This is a genomic window from Rhodococcus sp. CH91, assembly GCF_022554085.1.
In the GTDB taxonomy this organism is placed as follows: domain Bacteria; phylum Actinomycetota; class Actinomycetes; order Mycobacteriales; family Mycobacteriaceae; genus Rhodococcus.
This window is the reverse complement of sequence record NZ_JAKFYR010000009.1, coordinates 18,632-42,344: the sequence shown is the minus strand read 5'-3', so window position 1 is coordinate 42,344 and position 23,713 is coordinate 18,632. Positions and strand designations below refer to the sequence as shown.

The 23,713-nt window shown below is 68.0% G+C and carries 27 protein-coding genes and 1 riboswitch; of the genes, 4 read left to right on the top strand and 23 right to left on the bottom strand.

The window, feature by feature from the left end:
* Positions 1-221: 221 nt before the first annotated feature.
* The 19 genes from MOM01_RS17125 to dacB all read right to left on the bottom strand — a co-directional run bounded on the left by MOM01_RS17125 (position 222) and on the right by dacB (position 18,273).
* The gene (locus MOM01_RS17125) at positions 222-1,652 is read right to left on the bottom strand and encodes a phospholipase D-like domain-containing protein (RefSeq protein ID WP_241386635.1); all 1,431 of its coding nucleotides are present in this window, start codon (positions 1,650-1,652) and stop codon (positions 222-224) included.
* Between the two features lie 180 nt (positions 1,653-1,832).
* The gene (locus tag MOM01_RS17120) at positions 1,833-2,192 is read right to left on the bottom strand and encodes a histone-like nucleoid-structuring protein Lsr2 (protein ID WP_241386634.1); all 360 of its coding nucleotides are present in this window, start codon (positions 2,190-2,192) and stop codon (positions 1,833-1,835) included.
* Between the two features lie 95 nt (positions 2,193-2,287).
* Positions 2,288-3,754 (bottom strand): lysine--tRNA ligase, encoded by a 1,467-nt coding sequence (gene lysS, locus MOM01_RS17115; RefSeq protein WP_277609892.1) that lies wholly within the window; start codon positions 3,752-3,754, stop codon positions 2,288-2,290.
* 97 nt (positions 3,755-3,851) lie between these two features.
* Positions 3,852-4,307 carry a rhodanese-like domain-containing protein gene (locus tag MOM01_RS17110; protein ID WP_241386632.1) on the bottom strand — a complete coding sequence of 152 codons (456 nt, stop codon included), beginning with the start codon at positions 4,305-4,307 and terminating at the stop codon, positions 3,852-3,854.
* Positions 4,308-4,399: 92 nt separating this feature from the next.
* Positions 4,400-5,233 (bottom strand): type III pantothenate kinase, encoded by an 834-nt coding sequence (locus MOM01_RS17105; RefSeq protein WP_241386631.1) that lies wholly within the window; start codon positions 5,231-5,233, stop codon positions 4,400-4,402.
* A gap of 2 nt (positions 5,234-5,235) precedes the next feature.
* The gene (gene panD / locus MOM01_RS17100) at positions 5,236-5,673 is read right to left on the bottom strand and encodes an aspartate 1-decarboxylase (protein WP_241386630.1); all 438 of its coding nucleotides are present in this window, start codon (positions 5,671-5,673) and stop codon (positions 5,236-5,238) included.
* Between the two features lie 36 nt (positions 5,674-5,709).
* Entirely contained in the window at positions 5,710-6,648 is a 939-nt protein-coding gene (gene panC / locus MOM01_RS17095) for a pantoate--beta-alanine ligase (RefSeq protein WP_241386629.1), read from the bottom strand.
* A complete protein-coding gene (locus tag MOM01_RS17090) occupies positions 6,641-7,576 on the bottom strand; it encodes a Rossmann-like and DUF2520 domain-containing protein (protein WP_241386628.1) in 936 nt (311 codons plus the stop codon). Before MOM01_RS17090 ends, panC begins: the two co-directional genes overlap by 8 nt.
* 185 nt (positions 7,577-7,761) lie before the next feature.
* On the bottom strand, positions 7,762-8,529 hold the full coding sequence (locus tag MOM01_RS17085) for a DUF6779 domain-containing protein (RefSeq protein ID WP_241386627.1): 768 nt from the start codon (positions 8,527-8,529) through the stop codon (positions 7,762-7,764).
* Positions 8,530-8,602: 73 nt separating this feature from the next.
* Positions 8,603-9,079 carry a DUF3180 domain-containing protein gene (locus MOM01_RS17080; protein WP_241386626.1) on the bottom strand — a complete coding sequence of 159 codons (477 nt, stop codon included), beginning with the start codon at positions 9,077-9,079 and terminating at the stop codon, positions 8,603-8,605.
* Between the two features lie 10 nt (positions 9,080-9,089).
* Positions 9,090-9,614, bottom strand: coding sequence for a 2-amino-4-hydroxy-6-hydroxymethyldihydropteridine diphosphokinase (folK, locus tag MOM01_RS17075; RefSeq protein WP_241386625.1), 525 nt, complete (start codon positions 9,612-9,614; stop codon positions 9,090-9,092).
* Positions 9,611-9,994: a dihydroneopterin aldolase gene (folB, locus tag MOM01_RS17070; RefSeq protein WP_241386624.1), complete on the bottom strand. Its 384-nt coding sequence runs from the start codon at positions 9,992-9,994 to the stop codon at positions 9,611-9,613. Before folB ends, folK begins: the two co-directional genes overlap by 4 nt.
* Positions 9,991-10,812 (bottom strand): dihydropteroate synthase, encoded by an 822-nt coding sequence (gene folP, locus MOM01_RS17065; protein WP_241386782.1) that lies wholly within the window; start codon positions 10,810-10,812, stop codon positions 9,991-9,993. The genes folB and folP overlap by 4 nt, the downstream gene beginning before the upstream one ends.
* A 32-nt stretch (positions 10,813-10,844) precedes the next feature.
* Positions 10,845-11,510 carry a GTP cyclohydrolase I FolE gene (gene folE / locus MOM01_RS17060; RefSeq protein ID WP_374112320.1) on the bottom strand — a complete coding sequence of 222 codons (666 nt, stop codon included), beginning with the start codon at positions 11,508-11,510 and terminating at the stop codon, positions 10,845-10,847.
* 71 nt (positions 11,511-11,581) lie between these two features.
* Positions 11,582-14,047 (bottom strand): ATP-dependent zinc metalloprotease FtsH, encoded by a 2,466-nt coding sequence (ftsH, locus tag MOM01_RS17055; RefSeq protein ID WP_241386623.1) that lies wholly within the window; start codon positions 14,045-14,047, stop codon positions 11,582-11,584.
* A gap of 251 nt (positions 14,048-14,298) precedes the next feature.
* A complete protein-coding gene (gene hpt, locus MOM01_RS17050; protein WP_241386622.1) occupies positions 14,299-14,853 on the bottom strand; it encodes a hypoxanthine phosphoribosyltransferase in 555 nt (184 codons plus the stop codon).
* 11 nt (positions 14,854-14,864) lie between these two features.
* Complete coding sequence (gene tilS / locus MOM01_RS17045; protein ID WP_241386621.1) at positions 14,865-15,911, bottom strand: tRNA lysidine(34) synthetase TilS; 1,047 nt, start codon at positions 15,909-15,911, stop codon at positions 14,865-14,867.
* Positions 15,887-16,939, bottom strand: coding sequence for a zinc-dependent metalloprotease (locus MOM01_RS17040; protein WP_241386620.1), 1,053 nt, complete (start codon positions 16,937-16,939; stop codon positions 15,887-15,889). The genes tilS and MOM01_RS17040 overlap by 25 nt, the downstream gene beginning before the upstream one ends.
* Entirely contained in the window at positions 16,930-18,273 is a 1,344-nt protein-coding gene (gene dacB / locus MOM01_RS17035) for a D-alanyl-D-alanine carboxypeptidase/D-alanyl-D-alanine endopeptidase (protein WP_241386780.1), read from the bottom strand. The genes MOM01_RS17040 and dacB overlap by 10 nt, the downstream gene beginning before the upstream one ends.
* Before the next feature lie 278 nt (positions 18,274-18,551).
* Between dacB and MOM01_RS17030 the strand changes: the two genes are divergently transcribed.
* The gene (locus MOM01_RS17030) at positions 18,552-19,043 is read left to right on the top strand and encodes an inorganic diphosphatase (protein WP_241386779.1); all 492 of its coding nucleotides are present in this window, start codon (positions 18,552-18,554) and stop codon (positions 19,041-19,043) included.
* Positions 19,044-19,131: 88 nt separating this feature from the next.
* Here the strand turns inward: MOM01_RS17030 and MOM01_RS17025 are convergent, their stop codons facing one another.
* Positions 19,132-19,962, bottom strand: a complete 831-nt coding sequence (locus MOM01_RS17025; protein ID WP_241386619.1) for a crotonase/enoyl-CoA hydratase family protein — start codon at positions 19,960-19,962, stop codon at positions 19,132-19,134.
* Between the two features lie 112 nt (positions 19,963-20,074).
* Between MOM01_RS17025 and MOM01_RS17020 the strand changes: the two genes are divergently transcribed.
* From MOM01_RS17020 to MOM01_RS17015, 3 genes are all read left to right on the top strand, one after another.
* The gene (locus MOM01_RS17020; protein WP_241386618.1) at positions 20,075-20,548 is read left to right on the top strand and encodes a YbaK/EbsC family protein; all 474 of its coding nucleotides are present in this window, start codon (positions 20,075-20,077) and stop codon (positions 20,546-20,548) included.
* A complete protein-coding gene (locus tag MOM01_RS23455) occupies positions 20,470-20,673 on the top strand; it encodes a putative leader peptide (RefSeq protein ID WP_374112319.1) in 204 nt (67 codons plus the stop codon). Before MOM01_RS17020 ends, MOM01_RS23455 begins: the two co-directional genes overlap by 79 nt.
* A gap of 91 nt (positions 20,674-20,764) precedes the next feature.
* On the top strand, positions 20,765-21,295 hold the full coding sequence (locus tag MOM01_RS17015) for a winged helix-turn-helix domain-containing protein (protein WP_241386617.1): 531 nt from the start codon (positions 20,765-20,767) through the stop codon (positions 21,293-21,295).
* Between the two features lie 69 nt (positions 21,296-21,364).
* On the opposite strand, the gene MOM01_RS17010 is transcribed toward MOM01_RS17015, so the two are convergent.
* The 3 genes from MOM01_RS17010 to MOM01_RS17005 form a co-directional block, all read right to left on the bottom strand.
* A complete protein-coding gene (locus tag MOM01_RS17010) occupies positions 21,365-21,985 on the bottom strand; it encodes a hypothetical protein (protein WP_241386616.1) in 621 nt (206 codons plus the stop codon).
* Positions 21,986-22,066: 81 nt separating this feature from the next.
* Entirely contained in the window at positions 22,067-22,156 is a 90-nt protein-coding gene (locus tag MOM01_RS23450; protein ID WP_374112318.1) for a putative leader peptide, read from the bottom strand.
* Positions 22,157-22,194: 38 nt separating this feature from the next.
* Positions 22,195-23,505 (bottom strand): aminotransferase class V-fold PLP-dependent enzyme, encoded by a 1,311-nt coding sequence (locus tag MOM01_RS17005; protein WP_241386615.1) that lies wholly within the window; start codon positions 23,503-23,505, stop codon positions 22,195-22,197.
* 68 nt (positions 23,506-23,573) lie between these two features.
* Positions 23,574-23,691, bottom strand: a riboswitch (SAM riboswitch).
* Positions 23,692-23,713 lie beyond the last annotated feature (22 nt).

The window sequence follows — 23,713 nt, the reverse complement described above, 5'->3', positions numbered from 1 at the left end:
GCACCCTGCTGCCGCTCTTAGCTCCGGCACTCGAGTCGTTCGTCGGAACCGATGGAGGTTCCAAGCTCCCACTCCACACTCTAGTGGTCGTGGTATCGACTCGCTTTCCCTCTACCCTCCGGAAGGCGGCGAGAAAACCCGGTCTCAGAAGTTAACGCTGCACGTGGCGCATACGTTTCCGCAAGCTGTACGCCACGAGCGAACAGGTACCGCCCCGCGGGTCAGCGGGCGAAGAACCGCTCGATCCGCCGCCCGAGGCCATGCGAGGCGCGTTCGGGATCGGCCAGAGCACTTTCCGCGAGGACACTGTCCTCGCCCTCCACGGTACCCGGCTCGAACGGGCGCAGCGAACGTCCCGGCCCGCGCAACCGCTCGATGGTGGCGACGAGCGAACCACCATCGCTCGTCGCCTCGGCGATCACCTTCGGCTCGACATCCAGATGTTCGGCCACCAGGACGTTGCGCAGTTCCACCGCCGCCTCACCGACCGTATCCCCGGGTTCGGCGGACTCGATGACGAGATCGCATTCGGTGTCGAATCCCATCGAACGGTTGTTCAGGTTGGACGAACCGATCCGCAACAGCCGGTCGTCCATGACGACTACCTTGGCATGCACGTAGATGGGCTCACCGTCGGCGGTGACGGGATAGTAGGCACCGAAGCGCCCGTACACGTCGGCATCCCACAGGATGCGCAACAGCTTGCGCCGGGCACCGTCCATCGCCTTGCGTTCGAGCCAGCCGTCGGCGTTCCGCGGAATCACCAGGACGATCTCGGGACCGTCCGGCTCCTGCAGACGCTTCGCCAGCGCCTTCGCGATCGTGCGCGAGGCCAGGTACTGGCTCTCCAGGTACAGGGTGTGCCGGACTCCTTCGATCACCGCCAGGTACAGCGACTCGATCTCGTGGACTCCGTCCTCGCCCCCGTATGCCGGCAGTGTGCGGGCGACGCCGACGTCGACGCCCCGGAGAGTCGGCTCGAGCGCATCGGGCCAGATCGGCTCCGGGGACGGCACGGGCTCGAGTTCCTCCCCCGTGGCCGCCTTCCAGCGGGCGCGCGCCTGGTCGCCCAGTGCCCGCGCGGCCTCGCCGTCGACCGCGGTCGTCACGTCGTGCCAGGGCCCGTACCGCTTGCCGCTCGGTTCCCGGCGGAATCTGCTCCGGTCCGGATGCTCCGAGGTGTCCCAGCGGTCGACGGTCATATCTATCCCGCCGCAGAAAGCGATGCTGTCGTCGACGACGATGATTTTCTGATGATGGGCGGCACCCACCGGATGTGCGCCGTCTATTTCGAAGTGCAGCCGTGGATCGGTCAGCCAATCCAATACGAACACCGGCGTCATTCCCCGCGCCAGGGCACTGAACGCACCGATGTTCCACTTGAGTAGATAGATATCGAGATCGGGGCGCTGTTCGGGAAGCCATTCGAGGAACCGGCCGAGTTTGTTCGGTCCCTCGAGCGTCTGCCCGTCGGGCTCGAACTTGATCCGGGTGTCGAAATCCCACCCGATCAGCATGATGCGCTTCTTCGCCTGGAGCATTGCCGACTTCGCGTGGCGGAAATAGTCGGCGGCGTCGACGATGCAGGTCAGTCGCTCCGCTCGCGCGATACGCCAGCAGGTCCTACCCGGTTCGAGCACGGTCTCGGCCATGACCGGATGCTACTCCGCGCAGCCACGGCCCTACCGCATCCGTGTGACGTAGCACACTGGGAGACAAGAGGATCGGTTCTCGGCGACGATCTTTCCCACGGCGGTGTCCCCGAATGCGGTCTTCCCACGACGGCGGGGCGCCGTCCCCCCGATGGATGACGCCCCGCCACCGCAGAATCCTCAGTGCGCCTTGTTGTACGCCTCGACGATCTCCGCAGAGATGCGACCGCGCGCCGAGACGGGCAGGTCGTTGTTCCGTGCCCACTCGCGGATCGCGGCCGTCTGCTCCCGGCCGGCACCTCCGGAGGTGCTCTTGCGTGCGGCAGGTGCCGCTACGGCCGCGGTCTTGCTCCGCTTGCGGCCGCCGACCTTACGGGCGTGTTCGATCCAGAATTCCAGCTGCTCGCGCAGACGTGCCGCATTGTCCTCGGAAAGATCGATCTCGTACGTGACACCGTCGAGTCCGAACTCCACCGATTCGTCCGCCGCCGATTCCTGATCCACATCGTCGATCAGGGTGACAGTGACTTTCTTTGCCATGTGGTGTAAATCCTCTCGCATGCGCTTCCCCCCGCGGGACGGGCACCACACTACCCGCCCATTAAGGCACTGCAATATGAAGCGGGAAAATTCGATTAACGGGTGTTCGGCCGCACAATCGGGAAGAGGATTGTTTCGCGGATTCCCAGACCGGTAAGCGCCATCAGGAGACGGTCGATTCCCATTCCGGTACCGGTCGTCGGCGGCATTCCCTGTTCCATCGCGGCCAGGAAATCCTCGTCGAGAACCATTGCTTCGTCGTCCCCTTCCGAGGCCAGACGAGCCTGGTCGACGAAACGCTCCCGTTGAATCACCGGATCGACGAGTTCCGAGTAACCGGTTGCGAGTTCGAAACCGCGGACGTAGAGGTCCCATTTCTCCGTCACGCCGCGCATCTCACGATGATCGCGCGTCAGCGGTGATGTCTCGACCGGGAAATCACGCACGAAGGTGGGCTCGTACAACTGGTCGCCGCACATGTGCTCCCAGAGCTCCTCGACGAGCTTGCCGTGACCCCAGCCCTTGCCCTCGGGAATCTCCAGACCGACCCGGCCGGCGAGCGCCGTCAATTCCTCGACCGTGGTGTCGGGGGTCACATCGGAACCGATCGCCTCGGACAGCGAGGGGTACATTTCGAGGGTTTTCCATTCGCCCCCGAGGTTGTATTCGGTGCCGTCGGCGAGCGTCACCACATGGCTGCCGAAGACCGCGAGCGCGACTTCCTGGATGATCTCGCGAATCATCTTCGCGGAATCGTCGTAGGTGCCGTACGCCTCGTAGGTTTCGAGCATGGAGAATTCCGGAGAGTGCGTGGAGTCCGCGCCCTCGTTACGGAAATTGCGATTGATCTCGAAGACCTTCTCGATACCGCCGACCACGCACCGCTTGAGGAACAGTTCCGGCGCGATACGCAGATACAGGTCGATGTCCAGAGCGTTCGAATGCGTCACGAACGGACGCGCGGCCGCACCGCCGTGCAGGGTCTGCAGCATCGGCGTCTCGACCTCGAGGAATCCGCGACGTTCGAGCGCGTTGCGCAGTTCCCGGACCACCGCGACCCGCATCCGTGCGTTACGGCGCGCTTCGGGGCGCACGATCAGATCGACGTAACGCTGGCGGACACGCGCTTCCTCGTTCATCTCCTTGTGCGCGACCGGCAGCGGACGCAGCGCCTTCGACGCCATGCTCCAGGAGTCGGCCATGACACTGAGCTCGCCGCGCCGGGAACTGATGACCTCCCCGTGCACGAACACGATGTCGCCGAGGTCCACCTCGGACTTCCAGTCGGCGAGCGCCTCCTCGCCGACACCGGCGAGACTCAGCATGACCTGCAGCTGGGTGCCGTCGCCTTCCTGCAGCGTGGCGAAGCACAGCTTGCCGGTGTTGCGCGAGAACATGACGCGGCCGGCGACGCCCACGATGGTGCCGGTGGCGGTATCCGGTTCGAGATCGGGATACTCCGCGCGGATCTGTGCGAGCGTATGGGTGCGCGCAACGGTGACGGGGTACGCGTCCGAACCCTGTGCCAGGAGCCGTTCGCGCTTCTCGCGGCGGACCCGCATCTGCTCGGGGGTGTCGTCGGGCTGCTGAACGGTGGCATCACTCACGGGTAACCAGACTATCGGACACCCGCGACCGTTCTCCCTGCAGATCCGCGCTTCAGTGCGCCGTGACGCGGGCCACGTCCTGAGCGACGTGCCGGGCTTCGGTCACCGCCTCGACGAGACGCGCCGCGCGGATGGCGTCGTAACCCCCGACGAGATCGGTCACCCGGCGCAATCCCTGCGCCTGCAGTTCGGCGACGACGCCGTGGGAGCGTGCGCCGTCGGCCGAGACGAGAATCCATTCGACGTCGTGATCGACGGCGAGTGCGAGACGGCCCGGCCCGGTGGGATCGAGCCGCTCGGCGACGAGATCGGCAGCGATGGCGAGAGCGCCCGGAAGCGTTCCCTGGGCGGTACGTTCGGCGTCGGTGCGGATGTCGACGACGACGGCGCCCCGGGCGACCGCGGTGGACAGTTCGGTGGGATACGTGCGCTCGACGGTCAGGCGGTGGAGAACGACCGGAGCAGCAACAGGGGATGCAGAGACAACGGAAAGAAGCGCAGCGCGCATGAGAAAACTCCCAGGAATGTGTTATCGGTCGAGGCGGACGTCAGCCTCGACAACACTCCTGGGCGCTCATGCAACGGATCACGGGCCCATCTTTACACAGAATGGCGATCAGCGGAACCCGCGACACCGCGTGCCGCTCGTCTCACCTGGTTCCGTTCGTACACCAGGCGCAGACCCTCGAGTGTCAGATCGGGTTCGTGGTGCTCGAGCGTGCGCGACTCCGGCATGATCAACGGCGCGCTGTCGCCGGTGCCGATCACCGCCACGTCGTCACCGTCGAAACCGGGGACTTCGGCGCAGATCCGCCGCACGATCCCGTCGACCATCCCGGCGAACCCGAAGACCGCACCGGACTGCATGCACTCGACGGTGTTCTTTCCGAGAACACCTCGGGGACGGAGTAATTCGACCTTCCGCAGCGCCGCCGACCGGGAGGCCAGCGCATCCATCGAGATCTCCACGCCGGGGGCGATGGAGCCACCGAGGAACTCGCCCTTGCCCGATACGACGTCCACGCACGTGGAGGTCCCGAAATCGACGACGATGCACGGGGATCCGTAATAGTGGTAGGCGGCGAGACTGTTGACGATACGGTCGGCGCCGACCTCCTTGGGGTTGTCCACCAGCAGCGGAACTCCCGTCCGCACTCCCGGTTCCACCACGACGTGCGGCACCGACGACCAGTAGCGGTCGAGCATGACACGCAGTTCGCGCAGCACGGACGGCACGGTCGACAGAGCCGCGACCCCCGTGACCTGCTCGGCGGAGTCGCCGAGAAGCCCGCGGAAGAGCAGTGCGATCTCGTCCGCAGTCATCCTGGGATCGGTACGTACCCGCCAATCGCGCAGCAATCGCGCGTTCGAGCCGCTGCCCGCGAAGACTCCCAGGACGATGTTGGTGTTGCGGACGTCGACGGTGAGGAGCACCTCTAGACCAGCGACGGCGAGTCGAGGGTCGACAGCATGCGCGGGGTGATCAGACCCGAGCCCTCGGGGGCATGGGCCGGATCGTGGCCGAGCTCGACCTGACGGTTGTCGGCGTCGACGAACACCACGCGCGGCTTGTACTCGGCGCACTCCTGCTCGTTCATCACCCCGTAGGCGATGAGGATGACCAGATCGCCGGGGCTCACGAGACGTGCTGCGGCACCGTTGATCCCGATGACACCCGATCCACGCTCACCGGCGATGACGTACGTCTCGAGCCGGTTTCCGTTGTCGATGTCGACGATGCAGACCTGCTCCCCTTCGAGCAGATCCGCCGCGTCCATCAGATCCTGATCGACGGTCACCGAACCGACATAGTGCAGATCCGCGTGGGTGACCGTGGCGCGGTGGATCTTCGACTTCATCATGGTGCGGAACATGCTCGTCCTCGGTTTCTCTCTCGTTTCCGGACTCGATCAGCGGGAGGTCAGGTGGTCTTCTGCGTGCGGGTCCACCGGGCCGGTGGCGCGTTCGAGGAAGCCGGTACCGACGGCCACCCCGACGTTGTCGATGAGCCGTGTCGTACCGAGGCGCGCGGCGACGAGCAACCGGCCGTCACCGCGTTCGGGGGCGGGCCCCAGATCGGCAGCACGCACTTCGAGATAGTCCACCTCGACGTGGGGGCTCTGTTCGAGCACCTCGCGGGCGGCGGACAGGATCGCGTCGGCCCCGCCCGCCGCGGCGTGCGCGCCGGCGACGAGGGCCGCGGACAGCGTGGTGGCGACCTCACGCTGCTCGGGATCGAGATAACGGTTGCGCGAGGACAGAGCGAGACCGTCCTGCTCACGCACTGTGGGTACCCCGACGATACGGATGTCGAAATCGAGGTCGGTGACCATCTGCCGGATGAGGGTGAGCTGCTGGTAATCCTTCTCACCGAAGTACGCGGCGTTCGGGCCGACGATGTGGAACAGCTTCGCCACGACCGTCAACATTCCCGCGAAATGCCCTGGCCGTGAAGCACCTTCGAGTTCCGACCCGAGCGGACCCGGGTGGATCGTGGTGCGGCGGCCGGCGGGATACATCGCCGAGACCGACGGCACGAACGCGAGTTCGACCCCGGCTTCGCGGAGCAACTCGAGGTCGGCGTCGAGTGTGCGCGGATACGCGTCGAGGTCCTCGCCCTGCCCGAACTGCAGCGGGTTGACGAAGATCGACACGACCACGACCGCGCCGGTGAGCTTCGCCTGCCGCACGAGCTCGAGGTGTCCGGAGTGCAGCGCACCCATCGTCGGCACGAGCGCCACGGTGCGGCCGACACCGCGCAGAGCCCTGGTGACCTTGGTCAGGCCCGCGGGATCGTGGTGAACGGTCAGTTCACCCCGCACGTATCCGCGCTGTCCTGCTTCACTCACCGTATTCAGCTCCTTCGAGGATCTCCATCAGTTCCGGCTTCGAACCGGTCCGCTGCGCCGATCGCAGCGACAGTGCGCGATAACCCGCTGCGATCTGCGGGTCGACATCTTCGAGCACGCGCAGGTGCGTGGCGACCGCTTCCGCGTCACCGCGGGCGACCGGACCGGTGAGCGCCGCGGGCCCACGCCGCAGGACGTTGTCGAGTGCTGCCGAGAGCAACGGCTGCAGGACCCGCTCGGCGACGCCGCCGGGTGCATCGTCGACGAGTTGCTGGCCGAGCAGTTCGTCTCCCTGCAGCGCGGCGCGCAGGGCCTCGACGGCATCGGCGACCAGCGTGACCAGATGATTGCTGCCGTGGGCCAGCGCGGCGTGGTAGGTGGGCCGCATGGCTTCGGAGACCCGCACCGGTTCGCCCCCGATCTCCAGCACGAGGGACTGTGCGATGGCATAGCCGATCTCGTCGGCCGCGGTGATGCCGAAGCAGGCCGACGCGAGACGGTCGATGTCCTCGTCGTGACCGGTGAAGGTCATCGCGGGGTGGATCGCCAAGGGCACCGCCCCCTGCTCGGTGAGCGGCGCCAGGACCGAGATGCCGTGCGCTCCCGAGACGTGGACGACGATGGTGCCGGCCGCGACCGCCCCTGTCGCCGCCAGGCCCCGGACCAGGGACGACAACTCCGCATCGGGAACGGCGAGCAGGAGGAGATTGCAGCGCCCGGCGACCTCGTCGACCGGCAGTACCTGCGAATCGGGCAGACGTGTGGCGGCGCGGTGCTTCGAGACGTCGGAGACGGCCGCGCAAGCGACGACCACATGGCCGACACGTTCGAGTGCGACGCCGAGTGCGGTACCCACCCGTCCGGCGGACACGATTCCTACCGACAGGCGCGCAGGCGCGGGCGCGTTGGTGATCCCGAAGGAATTCACGGGAGTCCTCTCGTTCGTTCCAGTCCCGCTCAGCGGGTACCGGACGTTCCGATCGACAATAGCGCGCGCGTTCGAAGGCCCGCCACGGTCGCCAGGAGTGATCTACGCCTCATCAGTCGAGGTGATCGGGGTTGCGCGACGGCCGAACCGCCGACAGCTCAGTGCTCTTCGGAGAGCGAGGCGGCTCAGTGCTCTTCGGAGAGCGAGGCGAGGATCTCCGCGACCGTCCGGCCCTCCGTATGGGCGCCGTCGGCTCGGCGACGACGAGCGCGGCGACCGGACGACTCCTCGTCGGGGTCGTCCGCTTCCCCGGCCGTTTCCGCTGCCTGCTCCGCGGCCGGTTCCCCGGCAGGTCGCGCGCTCGCCTCGGGTTTCTCGCGGGCAGCGACCTCCACCGATTCGGTCTCGGCGGTCAGCGGTTCGTCGTCGGGGGACGCGAAGGCCGGCCCGGACGGGCGTGGAGCGGACACCCGCGCGGCTTCGCTCAGCTCGCGCAGCTTCTCCGCGTGGCCTTCGAGAGCGACGCCGTCCTCGGGCAATCGCCCGTCGAACAGCACCTCGAGCGTGCGACGCAGGGTCGCCAGCTCGGCACGCAACGCCACCATCTCCTCGGCGTCGAGCTTCAGATCGGTGCGGATCTTCTCCTCGACGGTCAGCTCGTATTCACGCCGGGCGGCGATCTCCCGCTGGAGCTGCAGCTCGTACACCGTCTTCAGATCGTCGACCTTCGCCTTGTCGAGTGCCGACTCACGGCGGTACTTGTTCATCGCGATGGCTCCCAGGGTGGCAGCCCACAACGCGACGACCACCGCGACCCTCAGCAACTGCACACTTTCACTGAAGATCAACAACAGCGAGGCGAGCATCGCCAACGCGAGCAGACCGGCCGCGATCATCGAACCGGTACTGCGCCACGGACGGCGATTCCTGTCTACTCGCGCCGAGGAAGCCATAACCCCAGGGTACTTGGGCGGGGCCGCCGCGCGGTGCCGGACGAGAGACCCCTCACCCCACAGGAATCCCGCCTCAGGCTGCAGGTTCGTTGGGATCGTCGGGGTCTTCCGGTGCCCTGCAGCAGTATTCGAGCCACAAGGCGGCAGCGGCCAGGGCGATGCCGGCGATCGCCCCGACGAGTACCCCCGCCATGTCGTCGGTGGCCGCCTGCAGGACACCACGCTGCGGTACGAGATACAGCAGGAAACCGACCCATACCCCGGCACTCGCAGCACCCACCAGAGCGGACGCCTTCGCCAGTGCCACCGCCCGCGCAGCGGTGATGGGATGCAACCGGCCCGGGCCTTCGCCGATCTCGCGCTTGCCCACCCGGGAGCGGATCAGGAAGGCCAGGATCACCTCGATCACCGCGACGGGATACAGGGAGGCTCCCGCATAGACCGGGATGGGCGGCAGCGAGCCGTACATGCTGCGCACGAGCAGCCATGCGACGAGGGCCGCCAGCACAGCGAGCGCCAGCAGGTCGCGGATCCGGGTCTGTTTCAGCACTCGACGTGTCCTAGTCCGCCGGCCCGGTCAGTGTCAGATCGGTGCGGTGCACACCGTTCCGTTCCGCGTCGTCGAGATCGCCGAGCCAGTCGCCGACCGGTCGCTGCCGGCCGTCCGCGGTGAGCACGGCCTCGGGCTCGACATCACGCCACGGGACCAGGACGAACGCCCGCTGGTGCGCCCGCGGATGCGGCAGGATCAGTTCGGGATCGTCGCTGTGCACCTCTCCGGCACCGATGTCACAGCTCACCACGTCCACGTCGAGGCTGCGCGGACCCCACCGCTGCACCCTGACGCGCTCGGCGGCCTCTTCGAGTTCGCGCCCGAACCGCAGCCAGTCGGACGGGCCGAAGCCGGCGTCCTCGGCGACCACGACCGCGTTGAGGAAGTCCTCCTGCTCGACACCGCCCCAGGGTGCCGTCGAGTACACCGGCGAGACGCCGACGACCCGCGTGCCCAGCGATTCGACGACCGACCGCAGATGCGCGAGACGGTCACCGACGTTCGATCCGATCGACAGCACCGCACGGCTCATGACGCACGTCCGGTCGCATCGCCGCGCGCACGGTCGATGACCACGGCGACGTCGCCGAAGGTCAGTGGGATGGGTGCCGACGGTTTGTGCAGCGTGACCTCCACCCGCGCGACCCGGGGATCGGTGAGGACCTCGTCGGCGATCTCACCGGCGACCGTCTCGATGAGATCACGGCCCGGACCGGCGATGATCGCAGCGGCACGCTCGGCGAGCTCGCCGTAGTGCAGCGTGTCGTGGAGATCGTCGGACTGCGCCGCCGGGGCGAGATCGAGCCACGCGACGATGTCGACCACGAAATCCTGGCCGTCGCGCTTCTCGTGGTCGAAGACACCGTGATTGCCGCGGACCGTCAAACCCCGCAATTCGATGCGGTCGTTCATGCATGTACTCCCTCTGCGCTGCCGCGCTGCCAGGCACGCACCACCGCCAGCGCGTCGCGGGTGGCCTGCACGTCGTGGACGCGCACACCCCACGCACCGTGGGTGGCTGCGAGCGCCGAAACGACCGCCGTCGCGATCTCGCGACCCGCCGGCGGCCGCACCGTGCCGTCCGGCGACGAGAGCAGCGACCCGAGGAATCGTTTCCGGGACGCTCCGATGAGCACCGGGAATCCGAGATCGGTGAGTTCGGGCAGACGCTGGAGCAGCTGCCAGTTGTGGTCGGGTTCCTTCACGAAACCGAGCCCGGGATCGAGGACGATCCTGTCCGCCTCGACGCCCGCGGCGAGCGCGATGTCGACCTGCGTGAGCAGTTCCTCCCGGACCTCCCGGACGACGTCGTCGTACTGCGTCGAGCCACCGGCGTGGACGTACTCACCGGCGGGCCGCCAGTGCATGAGGATCCACGGGCGCCCGGAGTCGGCGACGACCGCCGCCATGTCGGGGTCGGCGCGGCCACCCGAGACGTCGTTGATCATCGTCACCCCGGCCGCCACGGCCGCTTCGGCTACCGACGCGCGCATCGTGTCGACACTCGTGGGGATCCCCGACTGCGACAGCGCTTCGATGACCGGCACGACGCGGGACGCCTCGACCTCCGGGTCGACCCGCACCGCACCGGGACGGGTCGACTCGCCACCCACATCGACGATGTCGACGCCGAGCTCACGCAGCTCGAATCCGCGTGCGATCGCCGTCTCCCGGTCGAGATAGCGACCTCCGTCGGAGAAGGAGTCGCTCGTGACGTTCAGTACGCCCATCACCACGGGCCACTGTTCGGCAGGAAAGAGTGTCACCGGCGCAGGATCAGGTCCAGGGCCTCGGCCCGCGAGGCCGAACTGGTCTGGAACAACCCGCGCACAGCAGACGTGGTCGTACTGGCACCGGGCTTGCGGATGCCGCGCATGGCCATGCACAGGTGCTCCGCCTCGACCACGACGATGACGCCGCGCGGCTGCAGCTTGCGCATCATCGCATCGGCGATCTGGCTGGTCAGTCGCTCCTGCACCTGCGGACGCTTCGCGTAGAGATCCACCAGGCGTGCGAGTTTCGACAGTCCCGTGACACGCCCGGTCGGGCCGGGGATGTACCCCACGTGCGCAACCCCGTGGAACGAGACGAGATGGTGTTCACACGTCGAGTACATCGGAATGTCGCGGACGAGAACGAGTTCCTGATGGCCTTCGTCGAAGGTCGTGTCGAGAACCTCGTCCGGGTCCGTGAACAGGCCCCCGAACACCTCGCGATAGGCGCGGGCCACACGCGACGGAGTGTCGCGCAGACCCTCCCGCTCCGGGTCCTCACCCACCGCGATCAGCAGTTCGCGTACCGCTGCTTCGGCACGGGCCTGATCGAACGTGCGTCCCGCATCCACGCTCAGCTCGTGGGTCGTGACATCGTCCGGATCGGAGCCCGTCTCTGGATTCAGGTGGTTCACCGACACCCGCTCGCCCTCCACTCTTCGCTCACTCCTCTGCACCGGCGCCGGCGGCACCGCTGCGCGCCCGGTGCCGACTGCACCGGCACGGATCAGTGCCGGCCCGTCGGGCCTTCCCACGGCTGTGTGGGAGGAGGCTCGGGGGTGCCGTAACCGTCGCGCGGTTGCGAGTCTCCCACGTGGCGCTCACCACGGCGCGACTCTCCCGCGCCGTCGGCGTCGGATTCCTGCGGACGACCGTGATTCTGCGGGTCCTGCACACGCCCGTGATGCTGCGGGCCCTGCGGTGCTCCGGGCGTCTGATCCTGCTCCCGCGGGGGCCAGCCGGGCGCCGACCATCCTGCGGGCGCGCCGTAGTCGGGCCTGGTCGCGTGCCGCGGACCGCCCGGATACGGGGCCGCGGCCGGGAATCCGGGGAGCGGTTCGGAGGCCGGAACCGGTTGCGGCGCGGGGTAACCGTTCGCCTGCTGGGCGGGCTGTGCCGGCTGGTACTGCGGCGGCTGTCCCCCGGGCTGGTAATCGCCGGGCTGGTAGCCCCCGGCAGCGGGCGCCTCGCCCTGGCCGGGATAGGCCGGAGCAGGATGCCGATGTGCCGGCTTCGTCAGCGACGGCGGTTCCGGCGGCCACGGCTCACCGCGCTCGGCGGCGAGTTCGGCGGGGGTCTTGATCGGCGGCTTGTCGGACGGAACCCGATCGCCGAAGTCGTTGAAGGTCGTGATCCGCGGACGCTTCTTCACGTCGGTGAGGATCCGGTCGAGATCCTTGCGGGTCAGCGTCTCGTGCTCGAGCAGTTCGCCGGCGAGCACATCGAGCGCATCGCGGTACTCGTTGAGGATCGACCACGCTTCGGTGTGGGCGGCCTCGATGAGGTTGCGGACCTCCTCGTCGATCTCGCGAGCCACCTCGTGCGAGTAGTCGGATTGCACGCCCATCGAGCGGCCGAGGAAGGGATCGCCCTGTTCCTGGCCGTATCGGACGGCACCGAGCTTCGCGCTCATGCCGTACTCGGTCACCATCGCCCGCGCGATCTTCGTCGCCTGGTCGATATCGGACGACGCTCCGGTCGTCGGCTCGCGGAAGACGAGTTCCTCGGCGGCACGACCACCCATCGCCATGACGAGGCGCGCGATCATCTCCGACCGGGTCATCAGGCCCTTGTCGTCCTCGGGCACCGTCATCGCATGTCCGCCGGTGCGTCCACGGGCGAGGATGGTGACCTTGTAGACCGGTTCGATGTCGGGCATCGCCCACGCGGCGAGAGTGTGTCCACCCTCGTGATAGGCCGTGATCTTCCGCTCGTGCTCGCTGATGATGCGGCTCTTGCGGCGAGGACCACCGATGACACGGTCGACCGCTTCCTCGAGGATCGCCTCGGTGATCACCGTGCCGTTCTCACGGGCGGTGAGCAGCGCGGCCTCGTTGACGACATTCGCGAGATCGGCGCCGGACATGCCCACCGTGCGCTTGGCGAGCGCGTTGAGATCCGCATGGGGATCGATCGGCTTGCCCTTCGAGTGCACGGCGAGGATCGCACGGCGACCCGCGAGATCCGGATTCGTGACGGGAATCTGACGGTCGAAGCGCCCCGGGCGCAGCAGCGCCGGATCGAGGATGTCGGGCCGGTTCGTCGCGGCCATCACGATGATGCCGGACCGGTCGCCGAAGCCGTCCATCTCGACGAGAAGCTGGTTGAGGGTCTGCTCACGCTCGTCGTGACCACCGCCGAGGCCCGCGCCGCGCTGGCGGCCGACCGCGTCGATCTCGTCGACGAAGATGATGCACGGGGCATTCTGCTTCGCCTGCTCGAACAGGTCGCGCACACGGGAGGCGCCGACACCGACGAACATCTCGACGAAATCGGAACCCGAGATCGTGAAGAAGGGAACACCCGCCTCACCCGCGACCGCGCGTGCCAGGAGGGTCTTACCGGTACCGGGCGGGCCGTAGAGCAGCACGCCCTTCGGGATCTTCGCGCCCAGCGCCTGATATCGCGCCGGATTCTGCAGGAAGTCCTTGATCTCGTAGAGCTCTTCGACCGCTTCGTCCGCCCCGGCGACGTCGGCGAAGGTCGTCTTGGGCATGTCCTTCGACAGCTGCCTGGCCTTCGACTTGCCGAAGCCCATCATTCCGCCGCGACCGGCGCCCTGCATGCGGCTCATCACGAAGAAGAACACGCCGAGCAGGATGATCATGGGCAGGACGAACAGAAGGATCGACGTCAGCCAGCTCTCCTGGGTGACATTCGTGTTGTACTTCTGCGCGTCCGACGACGCGACCAGGTCGAAGATCTGCTCGGAGGCCGAGGCGGGATACTTCGCGATGATCTCGGTGCTGCCCTCGGTCGCGTCGTTGCCGTTCTCGAGCCACAACCGCACTTGCTGTTCGCGGTCGTCGATGAGGGCTTCGCTGACGTTCTGCGACTCGAGCTGCGACACTGCCACGGACGTGTCCACCTGGGTGAAACCGCGCGTGTCGTCGCCGAAGTAACTGAAGGCGTAGATCACCAGCAGGATGCCGGCGACGATAGCCAGATTACGGAACACTGTCTTGCGGTTCATACAGGTTCGGCCCGGGCGGCCGGTCCTTTCGATCGAGTTCGTCGGGGTCTCGCAGTCGCGGCGTTTCGCGCCCGGTGGTCACACAGGACGCGACGCACACTCACCAGGCAACGCAAGGTTACCGCGTGGCAACGAGCGGTCGTCCCGGCACCGGACGGATCGACCACCGGGAAGACCTCACCAGAGACAACGACCGGAACGTCGTCGTAGTTCCAGTCGCAGCAGGACTGCAGAGCCCACTCGATCGCAGCTCAGCTGCTGTAGACCTTGGGATCGAGAGTTCCGATGTACGGAAGGTCGCGGTAGCGCTCGTCGTAGTCGAGGCCGTAGCCGACGACGAACTCGTCCGGGATGTCGAATCCGACGTCCTTGACCTCCACGTCGATCTTGACGGCTTCCGGCTTGCGTAGCAGCGTCACGACCTCGAGCGAGGCGGGGTTGCGCGTCGACAGATTGCGGAGCAACCACGACAGCGTCAGGCCGGAGTCGATGATGTCCTCGACGATGAGGACGTTGCGGCCGGCGATGTCCTTGTCGAGGTCCTTGAGGATGCGCACGACACCCGAGGACGACGTCGACGAGCCGTACGAGCTGACCGCCATGAACTCCATCTGCGTCGGAATCGGCAGAGCACGCGCGAAATCGGTCATGAAGAAGATCGCGCCCTTGAGCACGCCGATGAGCAGCAGATCGCCTTCCGGCGCGCCCACCGGGTACCGCTCGGCAATCGACTGCGCCAGTTCTGCGGTGCGCTCCTTGATCTGCTCCTCGGAGATCAGCACCGACGCTATGTCGTTCTCGTACACCCGGGTCCTTCCTACCTTCTGCCGGTCGCCTGCGCCTTCGGCCGGTCGACGTACTCCACGGCAAGACTGCCACGCCGACGCGACACCACCAACCTGGTCCCCGGCCCCGCGCCGCGCCCGACCGCGACCGGTCCCTGCCCTCGCCATGCCGCTACCAGGTCGTCGACCGCTCGCAGCATCGTCTCGTTCGGGCTGACGGTGTGATCGATCAGCCACGATCGGACGGCTCTGCGACGTACCGCGGCGGGCGCCGAGGCCAGTACGCCGGCGTCGAGCCGGTCGCCCTCGAGACAGGCCCGGGCGCGCAGGTCGGCGGCCCACAGGTCGAGAGCGTGACCGTCCTCCTGCAGTTGCCCGGCAGTACGCGCGAGCGCTTCGGCGACACCTCCGTTCAGTACGTCCTCGAGCAGCGGCAGCACCTCGCGGCGCAGCCGCACGCGCGTGAACCGGTCGTCGGCGTTGTGCGGATCCTCGTACGGCTCGTAGCCGAGTTCGCGACACGCCCGGCGGGTCGTGTCGCGCCGCACCTCGAGGAGCGGCCGACCCCACGGCCGGTCGAAGGCCGCCATACCCCGGATCGAGCGAAGCCCCGCTCCCCGGCCGAGACCGAGCAGGACCGTCTCGGCCTGGTCGTCGAGCGTGTGGCCGAGCAGCACGGGCCGGCCGTCGCGGTGCTCGTCGAGCGCTCGGTAGCGGGCCGCGCGCGCGGCGGCCTCGAGCCCTCCCCGCCCGGTGACCTCCACACCGACCACCCGGGCGGTCGCGCAGCCGCGCTCCCGCGCGAATTCCGCGGCGCGCTCGGCGACGATCCCGGAACCGGACTGGAGACGGTGGTCGACGACGACGGCGTGCACGACCTCCGCTTCCGCGAGGGCTGCCGCGGTCAGCGCGGCGGAGTCGGGCCCGCCCGACAGGGCGACCGTCACCTCCCGAGACGGGTGGGCGTGCAGCCACGCCCGCACGGCGAGTCGCACTTCGTGGATCGCGGGGGTCTCGGGCAGCAACGGACGGGCGGACGGTGGTGATGCCACGATCAGCTCAGCACCCGCGCGATCCACCTGCCGGGATCGTCGATCTCCGCCAGGGTGGGCAGAGCGTCCGCTCCGGACCACACCGTGTTGAAGGCATCCATGCCGGCCTCGGCGACGACGGCATCGACGAACTTCTTGCCGTGCACGTACTGGGCCATCTTCGCGTCCATGCCGAGGACGAGCCGGATCAGACGATGGACGGGACTGCTGTTGCGGTGTCTGCGGGCGTCGAATGCCCGCCGGATCCGCGCGACCGACGGGACCACCGCCGGCCCCACACCGTCCATCACGTGATCGGCGTGGCCTTCGAGCAGAGTGCCCAGCGCGAGTATCCGGTCGAACGACTCACGCTGGGACTGGGCCTGCAAGGCACGCACGATGCCGAGCATGCCTCGCTCCGACATCGGCTTGTCGCCGGGAGTCCGTAGGTCCTTGACGGCCGACACCACGCGGGTGGCGACCTCCCCCACGGGTTCCTCGACAGCCGTGGCCAGTTCGGTCGCCGCATCGCGCATCAGATCCGCCATCCACGGCGCCTGCGCGAACTGCACCCGGTGGGTGACTTCGTGCAGGCAGACCCACAGACGGAAATCGGCCGGCGGCACCTTCAGCGCGCGCTCGACCGCGACGACGTTGGGCGCGACGAGCAGCAGGGATCGGGAGAACGGATCGTACTGTCCGAGCACCGCGGACGAGAGATAGGCCAGCATGGCTCCGGCCTGTGCTCCTGCCGGCTTGCCCGTCCAGCGCGGGCCGCCGCTCCGGTCGCTGTCGGCGGCCGTGGTGAGATCGGCCATGGAAGCAGCAGCCGCACGCACCCAGCCCGGCCGGTCGACGACCCGGGCCGGTGCAGGAGCGGTGCCGTCGTCGAGTCGCGTGTGTTCGCGGACGGGCCCTTCGGCCCGCGCGGCAGCCGAGAAGAGTTCCTCGTGCACGGCATCGCGTGTGTATTGCGACATCGCCGGTTCGGAGCGGGCGAGACGCACGCCGACCCCGGCCGCGAACGACCAGTCGACAGCGTCACCGAGACCACGCTCCTTGCCGGTCATCGGCATCCGCACTCTCGCAGTACCGACGCGACCGCGTCGAGGACGGGCCGTGCCTCTCCCGGCGGCCTGCCGTTGGACAGCAGGGCGAACGAGAGCACTCGTCCCTCCGAGTCGACGACATAACCGGCCAGGCCGTTGACTTCGGTCAGCGTGCCGGTCTTCGCACGCACCCATCCGGCTCCGGCCCGGGTCGTGGTGCCGTAGCGATCGGCGAGGGTGCCGGTGGCACCGGCGACGGGAAGATAGTCGAGCATGGGCCGCAGCTCCGTCCTGTTCGGTCCGGCGGCTTCGGAGATCACCCGGTCGAGCGTGCGGGCGGGGATCCGGTTGTCCACCGACAGTCCGCTCAGGTCGCTCAGCGTCACTCCGGTGACGTCCACGCCCGCTTGCTGCAGAGTACCGGTCACAGCCCTCGTGGCCCCTGCGAACGAATGCTCGTTACCGGTCGCGATCGCGACCTCCCGTCCGATGGTCTCAGCGAGGACGTTGTCGGACAGACGCACCATCTGGCCGAGACGTTCGGTGAGCGGAGCCGACTGGACCGAGGCCAGGGGCGCCGCCCCGGGAGAGGCGGATCCGATCGCGACGCGCGCCGGATCGGCTCCCAGCGCCGCTGCCAGGGCACGGCCCGCATCCAGTGCGGGGGTATCGCTTCGAGGAGATTCGTCCTGGAGTGGCTGCAGTCGGCCACCGTCGAGCATGACGGGTTCGATGGGTGCGACGTAGCCCTCGCCGACGTCCTGCGGGAACCAACCGGGGGCCAGCGGGTCGCCGCTGTACAGACTCGTGTCGACGAGCACCGTGTCGACCGTCGCGCCGCTGCGCCGGATCTGCTCGGCGAGGTCCGCGATGCGAGGACCGCCCTCGTAATAGCTGTCCTCTCCCGGAGGCAGCGCGGACAGGGTCGGGTCGCCCCCTGCGATCAGCACGATCTCCCCCGGCTTCGAACCTTCGACGACGCGGGTGGTGATCCGGTGGTCGGAGGGCAGCACGAGCATGGCGGCCGCAGTCGTGAGGATCTTCGTGGTGGACGCCGGGATCAGGGCGCGGTCGGAATCCTGCGACCACAGCACGGTCCCCGTCGCCGGGTCGGTGATCGAACCGGTGAAGTCGCCGAGAGCAGGGCTCTTCACGACCGGTTCGAGGGCGGCTGCGAGCACGTCGGGGTCCGGCACGGGGGCGTCGGGATCGACCGCTGCGACCGCCGGCGTGGCGACGACGGGAGCGGGGGCCGGCAGGACCGAGGCGGAGACGGATGTGCGCACGTCGTAGATCGCGAAGGCTCCGCCGACGACCAGCGCGAGGAAACCGGCTCCCCAGATCGCGAACAGGATCTTCATGTTCCGCCGCCGCCTGCTCGCCAGCGCGCCCTGCTTCTTGCTGCCGCCCTGCTTCTCGATACCGCCCTGCCCCGTCAACGCGCCTCCGCTGCATCCTGCACACACTTGTCGACCAGCTATCCGCAATTCCCGCTGCCGGCCGCACACTGCTGTCACGCACTCGGGGCCCGGTACCTGCGCCTCCAGACTAGCGCCGCGACCGCTATCCTCTCTGCGGACCATCACCGCAGATACGGAAGTCGTATCCACCGGTAAGAAGCGACGAAGTGAGGCAACGCGTGGAGTTCGAGGTCACCATCGAGATCCCCAAGGGGCAGCGGAACAAGTACGAGGTCGATCACGAGACCGGACGCGTCAAGCTCGATCGTTACCTGTACACCTCGTTCGGCTACCCGGCCGATTACGGCTACATCGAGAACACTCTCGGTGAGGACGGCGATCCGCTCGACTGCATGGTGCTGCTGCCCGAGTCCGTGTACCCCGGTGTTCTCGTCGACGCCCGCCCGATCGGCATGTTCAAGATGGTGGACGAGGCCGGAGGGGACGACAAGATCCTGGCCGTGCCGGCCGGTGACCCGCGCTGGGATCACGTGCAGGACATCACCGACGTCTCGCAGTTCGAACTGGACGCGATCAAGCACTTCTTCGTGCACTACAAGGATCTCGAGCCGGGCAAGCACGTCGAGGCCGCCGACTGGGTCGGTCGCGCCGAGGCCGAGGCCGAGGTGACGGCGTCGATCGCGCGCCTGAAGGACAAGGGCGGACACTAGTCCACCGACAACGACGAACTCCCGGCCGCTGGGATCGGCCGGGAGTTCGTCGTTTCACGGGTCTTGCCGGGGAACCGGCCCGTGAACTCTAGTGGCCCTCGAACTGCGGCGGCCGCTTCTCGAAGACCGCCGTGATCGCCTCGGTGAGGTCCTCGGAAGGCAGGAAGGCCGCGTTCCACGCCGCGACGTAACGAAGACTGTCGTCGACACGCGCCGAGCGGGTGTGGTCGAGGACGTTCTTGATGCCGTGGACGACGAGCGGCGGGTTGGCCGCGATCTCCGCAGCGGTCGCGTGGGCTGCGGCGAGAACCGCGTCCGCGTCGTCGAAGACGTCGTTGACGAGCCCGATCTTCTCCGCGCGAGCGGCATCGATGTCCTTGCCTGTCAGCGCGAGTTCGCGGACGTGCCCGTCGCCGATGATGAGCGGGAGACGGGCGAGCGTGCCCACGTCCGCGACCATCCCGACCTTCACCTCGCGAACGCTGAACTTGGCGTCGGCACTCGCGTAGCGGATGTCGGCGGCGGAGATCAGGTCGACCGCTCCCCCGATGCACCAGCCCTGGACGGCGGCGACGACCGGCTTGCGGCAGTCCGCGACGGCGGTGATCGCCGCCTGCATGCTCTTGATCATCGCGTGGAAATCCGTGCGGGGCTTCGCGAGCGCCTTGTCGGCGACGACGGCGCCGAGATTTCCACCCATCGCCACGAGGTCGAGTCCATAGGAGAAATTCCTGCCGGAACCGGCGAGGACGACGGCACGGACCTCGGGGTTCGCATCGAGTTCGCCGAAGAGGACGGGTAGCTCCGCCCAGAAATCGGGGCCCATCGCGTTGCCCTTGCCGGGGCCGATGAGCGTGACCCGGGCGACGTGGTCCTCGTGCTCGACGGTGAACGCTTTCCAAGGAGAGTGATCGGTCATTACTCGACAGTAACTTGTGGACCTGTGCTGCGCATCGGCCTCTCTGCCGGCAGGACGACGGAGGTCGCCCGGAAGGGTGCCCATCGGGCGCCGATTTTCCTACCCTTGATGCATGACCAGGTCGCTGCATCCGAATGCCCATCGCGTCTCGGACACCCTCATCGCCCGCGGCCATCACGGTCTGATCGTCCAGCAACCGGAGACCGTCCACACGGCCGAACAGGCGGCTGCCGCGCTGGGCGTCGAGGTGGGTGCGATCGTGAAATCGCTGGTCTTCCTCCTCGACGAGGAGCCGATCATGCTGCTGGTGTCCGGGGCGCATCGCGTCGACGTCGCGCGGACCGGCGACCGGCTCGACGGCGCACTCGCACCCGCCTCGCCCGATCTGGTCACGGAGGTCACCGGTCAGCCACTCGGCGGGGTCGCGCCGCTCGGTCATCCGGCGAACATTCCCACCTACATCGACCGTTCACTGCGTTTCCACCCCGAACTGTGGGCATCCGGAGGATGCCCGAACACACTGTTCCGCACCGTCTATTCCGAATTGAGGCGTATCACCGCAGCGGTCGACGTCGACGTCGACTGAGGGCACTCGACGTCCGGTACCGTCCGCGCGCTCACCGGGGTACACTCGCCGTCGTGACCGACCGAGCGTGGAGCCGCAGGCATGTCGACCTGTGCCGTACCGGCTCGTGTCTGTGTGTGCTCTGAAATCTGCACCCCCTTTCCTCTTTCCGGCGCCGTCGATTCGCGGCAGTCACCCGTCCGGCGCCGTTCACCTTCCGACCAGCGGAGTCCTCCCATGACCACGTCCCCAGTGGGGAACCCGGCCACCGGGTCTACCGATTCACCCGAACTCGTTCTCATCGTGCAGATCTCGGACACGAATGCCGACTCGCCCGGAGATCTCGCGGCGCTCGCCGACGCCCTACGCGAGACCACCCTCGACCTCCTCCCCGGAGCCCGTACCCGCACTCTGCTCAGTCCGGGCCCGGCACCGCTGCTGATCGATCTCCCGGCCCGCGGACTCGTCCTCGACAACAAGCGGGTCGAGTTGAGTCACAACGAATTCGAGATTCTCGCCCATCTGGCCGGGCGGCCCGGTGTCGTCGTGTCCCGCGCGGCGTTGCGACCGCTCGGTGCGGGATGCTCCGAGAACGGCCGTCTCGACGCGGAAGGCGGCCACCGGAGCGTGGACGTGCACATCTCCCGGATCCGTTCGAAGCTGGGGCGATTCGGCACCGTCATCACGACCGTCCGCGGATCCGGCTACCGTTTCGACCCGGACCCTCGCGTGCACGTGGTCGAAGCGCTCGATCGTCGCACCGCGTGAACGCACAGGAAGGAGGGGCGGGATCGAAATCCTGCCCCTCCTTCGTGTTACACAGCCCGGCCCGGCCGGTCAGAACGCGCGCACCGCTGCCCGCGCACCGTCGCCGAACCGGCGCAGGACCTCGACGACGGTGGGTGAGATCTCGAGCAGACCGCGGGACTGCAACCACGGCAGCGTCCCGTCGACGAGGTGCTCGACGGTGAACGGTTCGGCGAGCGGGATGAGAGTGACACCGTCGGCGACCCGCACGGCGTGGATGTCCGCGATCAGACCCGCGAGACCGTGCGGAGTTCCGACGTAGGACAGCGTCGCTGCGTCACCGCGGCCGGAGTCCGGGTGGGTACGCCGAGCACGGGCGGTCCGGGCATCGGAGGCGAGGACCACCTCGAGATCGACGAGCACCGTGACCGACTCCGGGTCGCGCCCCTCCTCTGCAGCCTCTGCCCGGATGCGGTCTCGCAGTCTTCCTGCCTCGCGCAGGTCCGCGGCACGCACCCGCACGACATCGGGCACTTCGGCGCTCGGGTCGAGGGGCGGATCGCCCGCGCGGCCCACGGTGAGATCGGCCCAGTAGGCCGGCCCGGAGCGGCCTGCGAGTTCGACGGCGACACGCAGTGGCCTGTCGGCGGAAGCGGCGTTCGCCGGGCCCGGATCTGCGGAGACGGCAGCGACATGAGATGTGACGGACATGGGAGACCTCTCGGTACAGGCCGCACAGCGGCGCGAGGGAACCGGCCGCGTCCGGCCGGAATACCGTATGGGAGAAGATCTTCAGCCCGTACAGATTCCCGACGCCGTGCGACAGAGGTCGACATGGCGACGGCACCAGCGTGCCGCGGCGATCGCCCTCGTCCGTTCCATGCGAATACCCTATTGTTCCTATGGGGAATTGTCGACTGCTACACGCACGGCGATGTGCCGCTACCGGCCTGCCCGAGGCCCGGCCGTGTCTCCGGCGAGGGGTTCCACACGCCGTCGGTCTTCGCGTGCACCCACGCCGGTCCGTTCTCGACGAGCGACCGAAGTGCTGCGAGAAGCCGCTCGACATCGTCCGACGAACTACCGAGTCCGAGCGAGGCGCGGACGGCGCCGCCGGCCCGTCCGACCCGGGCGAGCAGGGGATGAGCGCAGAATCGCCCGTCGCGAACCCCGATACCGTGCTCGGCGGACAGATACGAAGCGACGTGGCCGGGTTCGTAACCGTCGACGGTGAAGGTCACGATGCCGACCGTGTCCGCCGAATCGTCCCACAGGCGAAGGATTTCCACACCGCCGATGTTCCGCAGTCCGTCGATGAGCAGGGCGCACAGGGCCTCCTCGTGCCGGGTCGCCGCGTCCGGGTCGAAACCGGCCAGCTCGTCGCACGCGGCGGCGAGCGCGGCGACTCCGAGCACGTTGGGGGTACCGGCCTCGTGACGCGCAGGGGCGCAGGCCCATTCGGCACCGTCGAGGCGCACCTCACGCACGGCTCCGCCGCCGGCAAGATACGGCTCGGCCGCGTCGAGCCAGTCGCGGCGCCCCACGAGCACGCCCGCCCCGAACGGCGCGTACAGCTTGTGCCCCGAGAAAGCGAGGTAGTCCACGCCGAGCGATGCCAGATCGACGCGACGATGGGGCACGAGTTGGGCACCGTCGACGAGGATTCGAGCGCCGAACGCGTGAGCGAGCTCGGCGAGGTCCGCGATGGGCAGCACCTCACCCGTGACGTTCGAGGCACCGGTGACGGCGAGCAGTGCTGCCGGAGCGCGCCGGAGTTCGGCCGCGAGCCGCTGTACCGTCCCGGACACCGTGTCCGCAGCTTCGACGATCCGGGAGTTCTTCCACGGCAACAGGTTCGCGTGATGCTCGATATCCAGCACGACGACCTCCCCCGGCACTGCGCTCGCGAGCAGATTCAGGGCGTCCGTGGTGTTGCGGGTGAAGACGACCACCTGGTCGTCGGCCGCACCGACGAACCGCGAGACCGACGTCCGTGCATCCTCGTAGGCGGTGGTGCTGATCCGCGATGCGTAACCGGCACCACGATGCACACTGGCGTAGAAGGGCAGCAGTTCGGCGATGCGGTCGGTGACGGCCGCGAGCGCCGGGGCGCTCGCCGCGTAGTCGAAGTTCGCATAGGTGCAGCTCTCGCCCTGGACGAGCGGGACCCGGGCGTCACAGCCCGATACGGTGGCGAACGGAGCGATGCAGGTGGTGGCTACAGCAGTCATGACAGATCCCTCGTGGTGTCAGGGACCCGCCGGTGACGCCTACGACAGAGATTCCTCGTCGCCGGCGGAGTCCGCGCTTGCCGTGTCCGGTAGTGGATTCACAGCCTGGTCGTCACCCGGAGCACCCCACCGCGGTTGGAGGGTTGCCGACCAGCGAGCCGGGGCTTGACGCTGGTACTCATGACCTGGCGAAGAGAATGGCAGGACG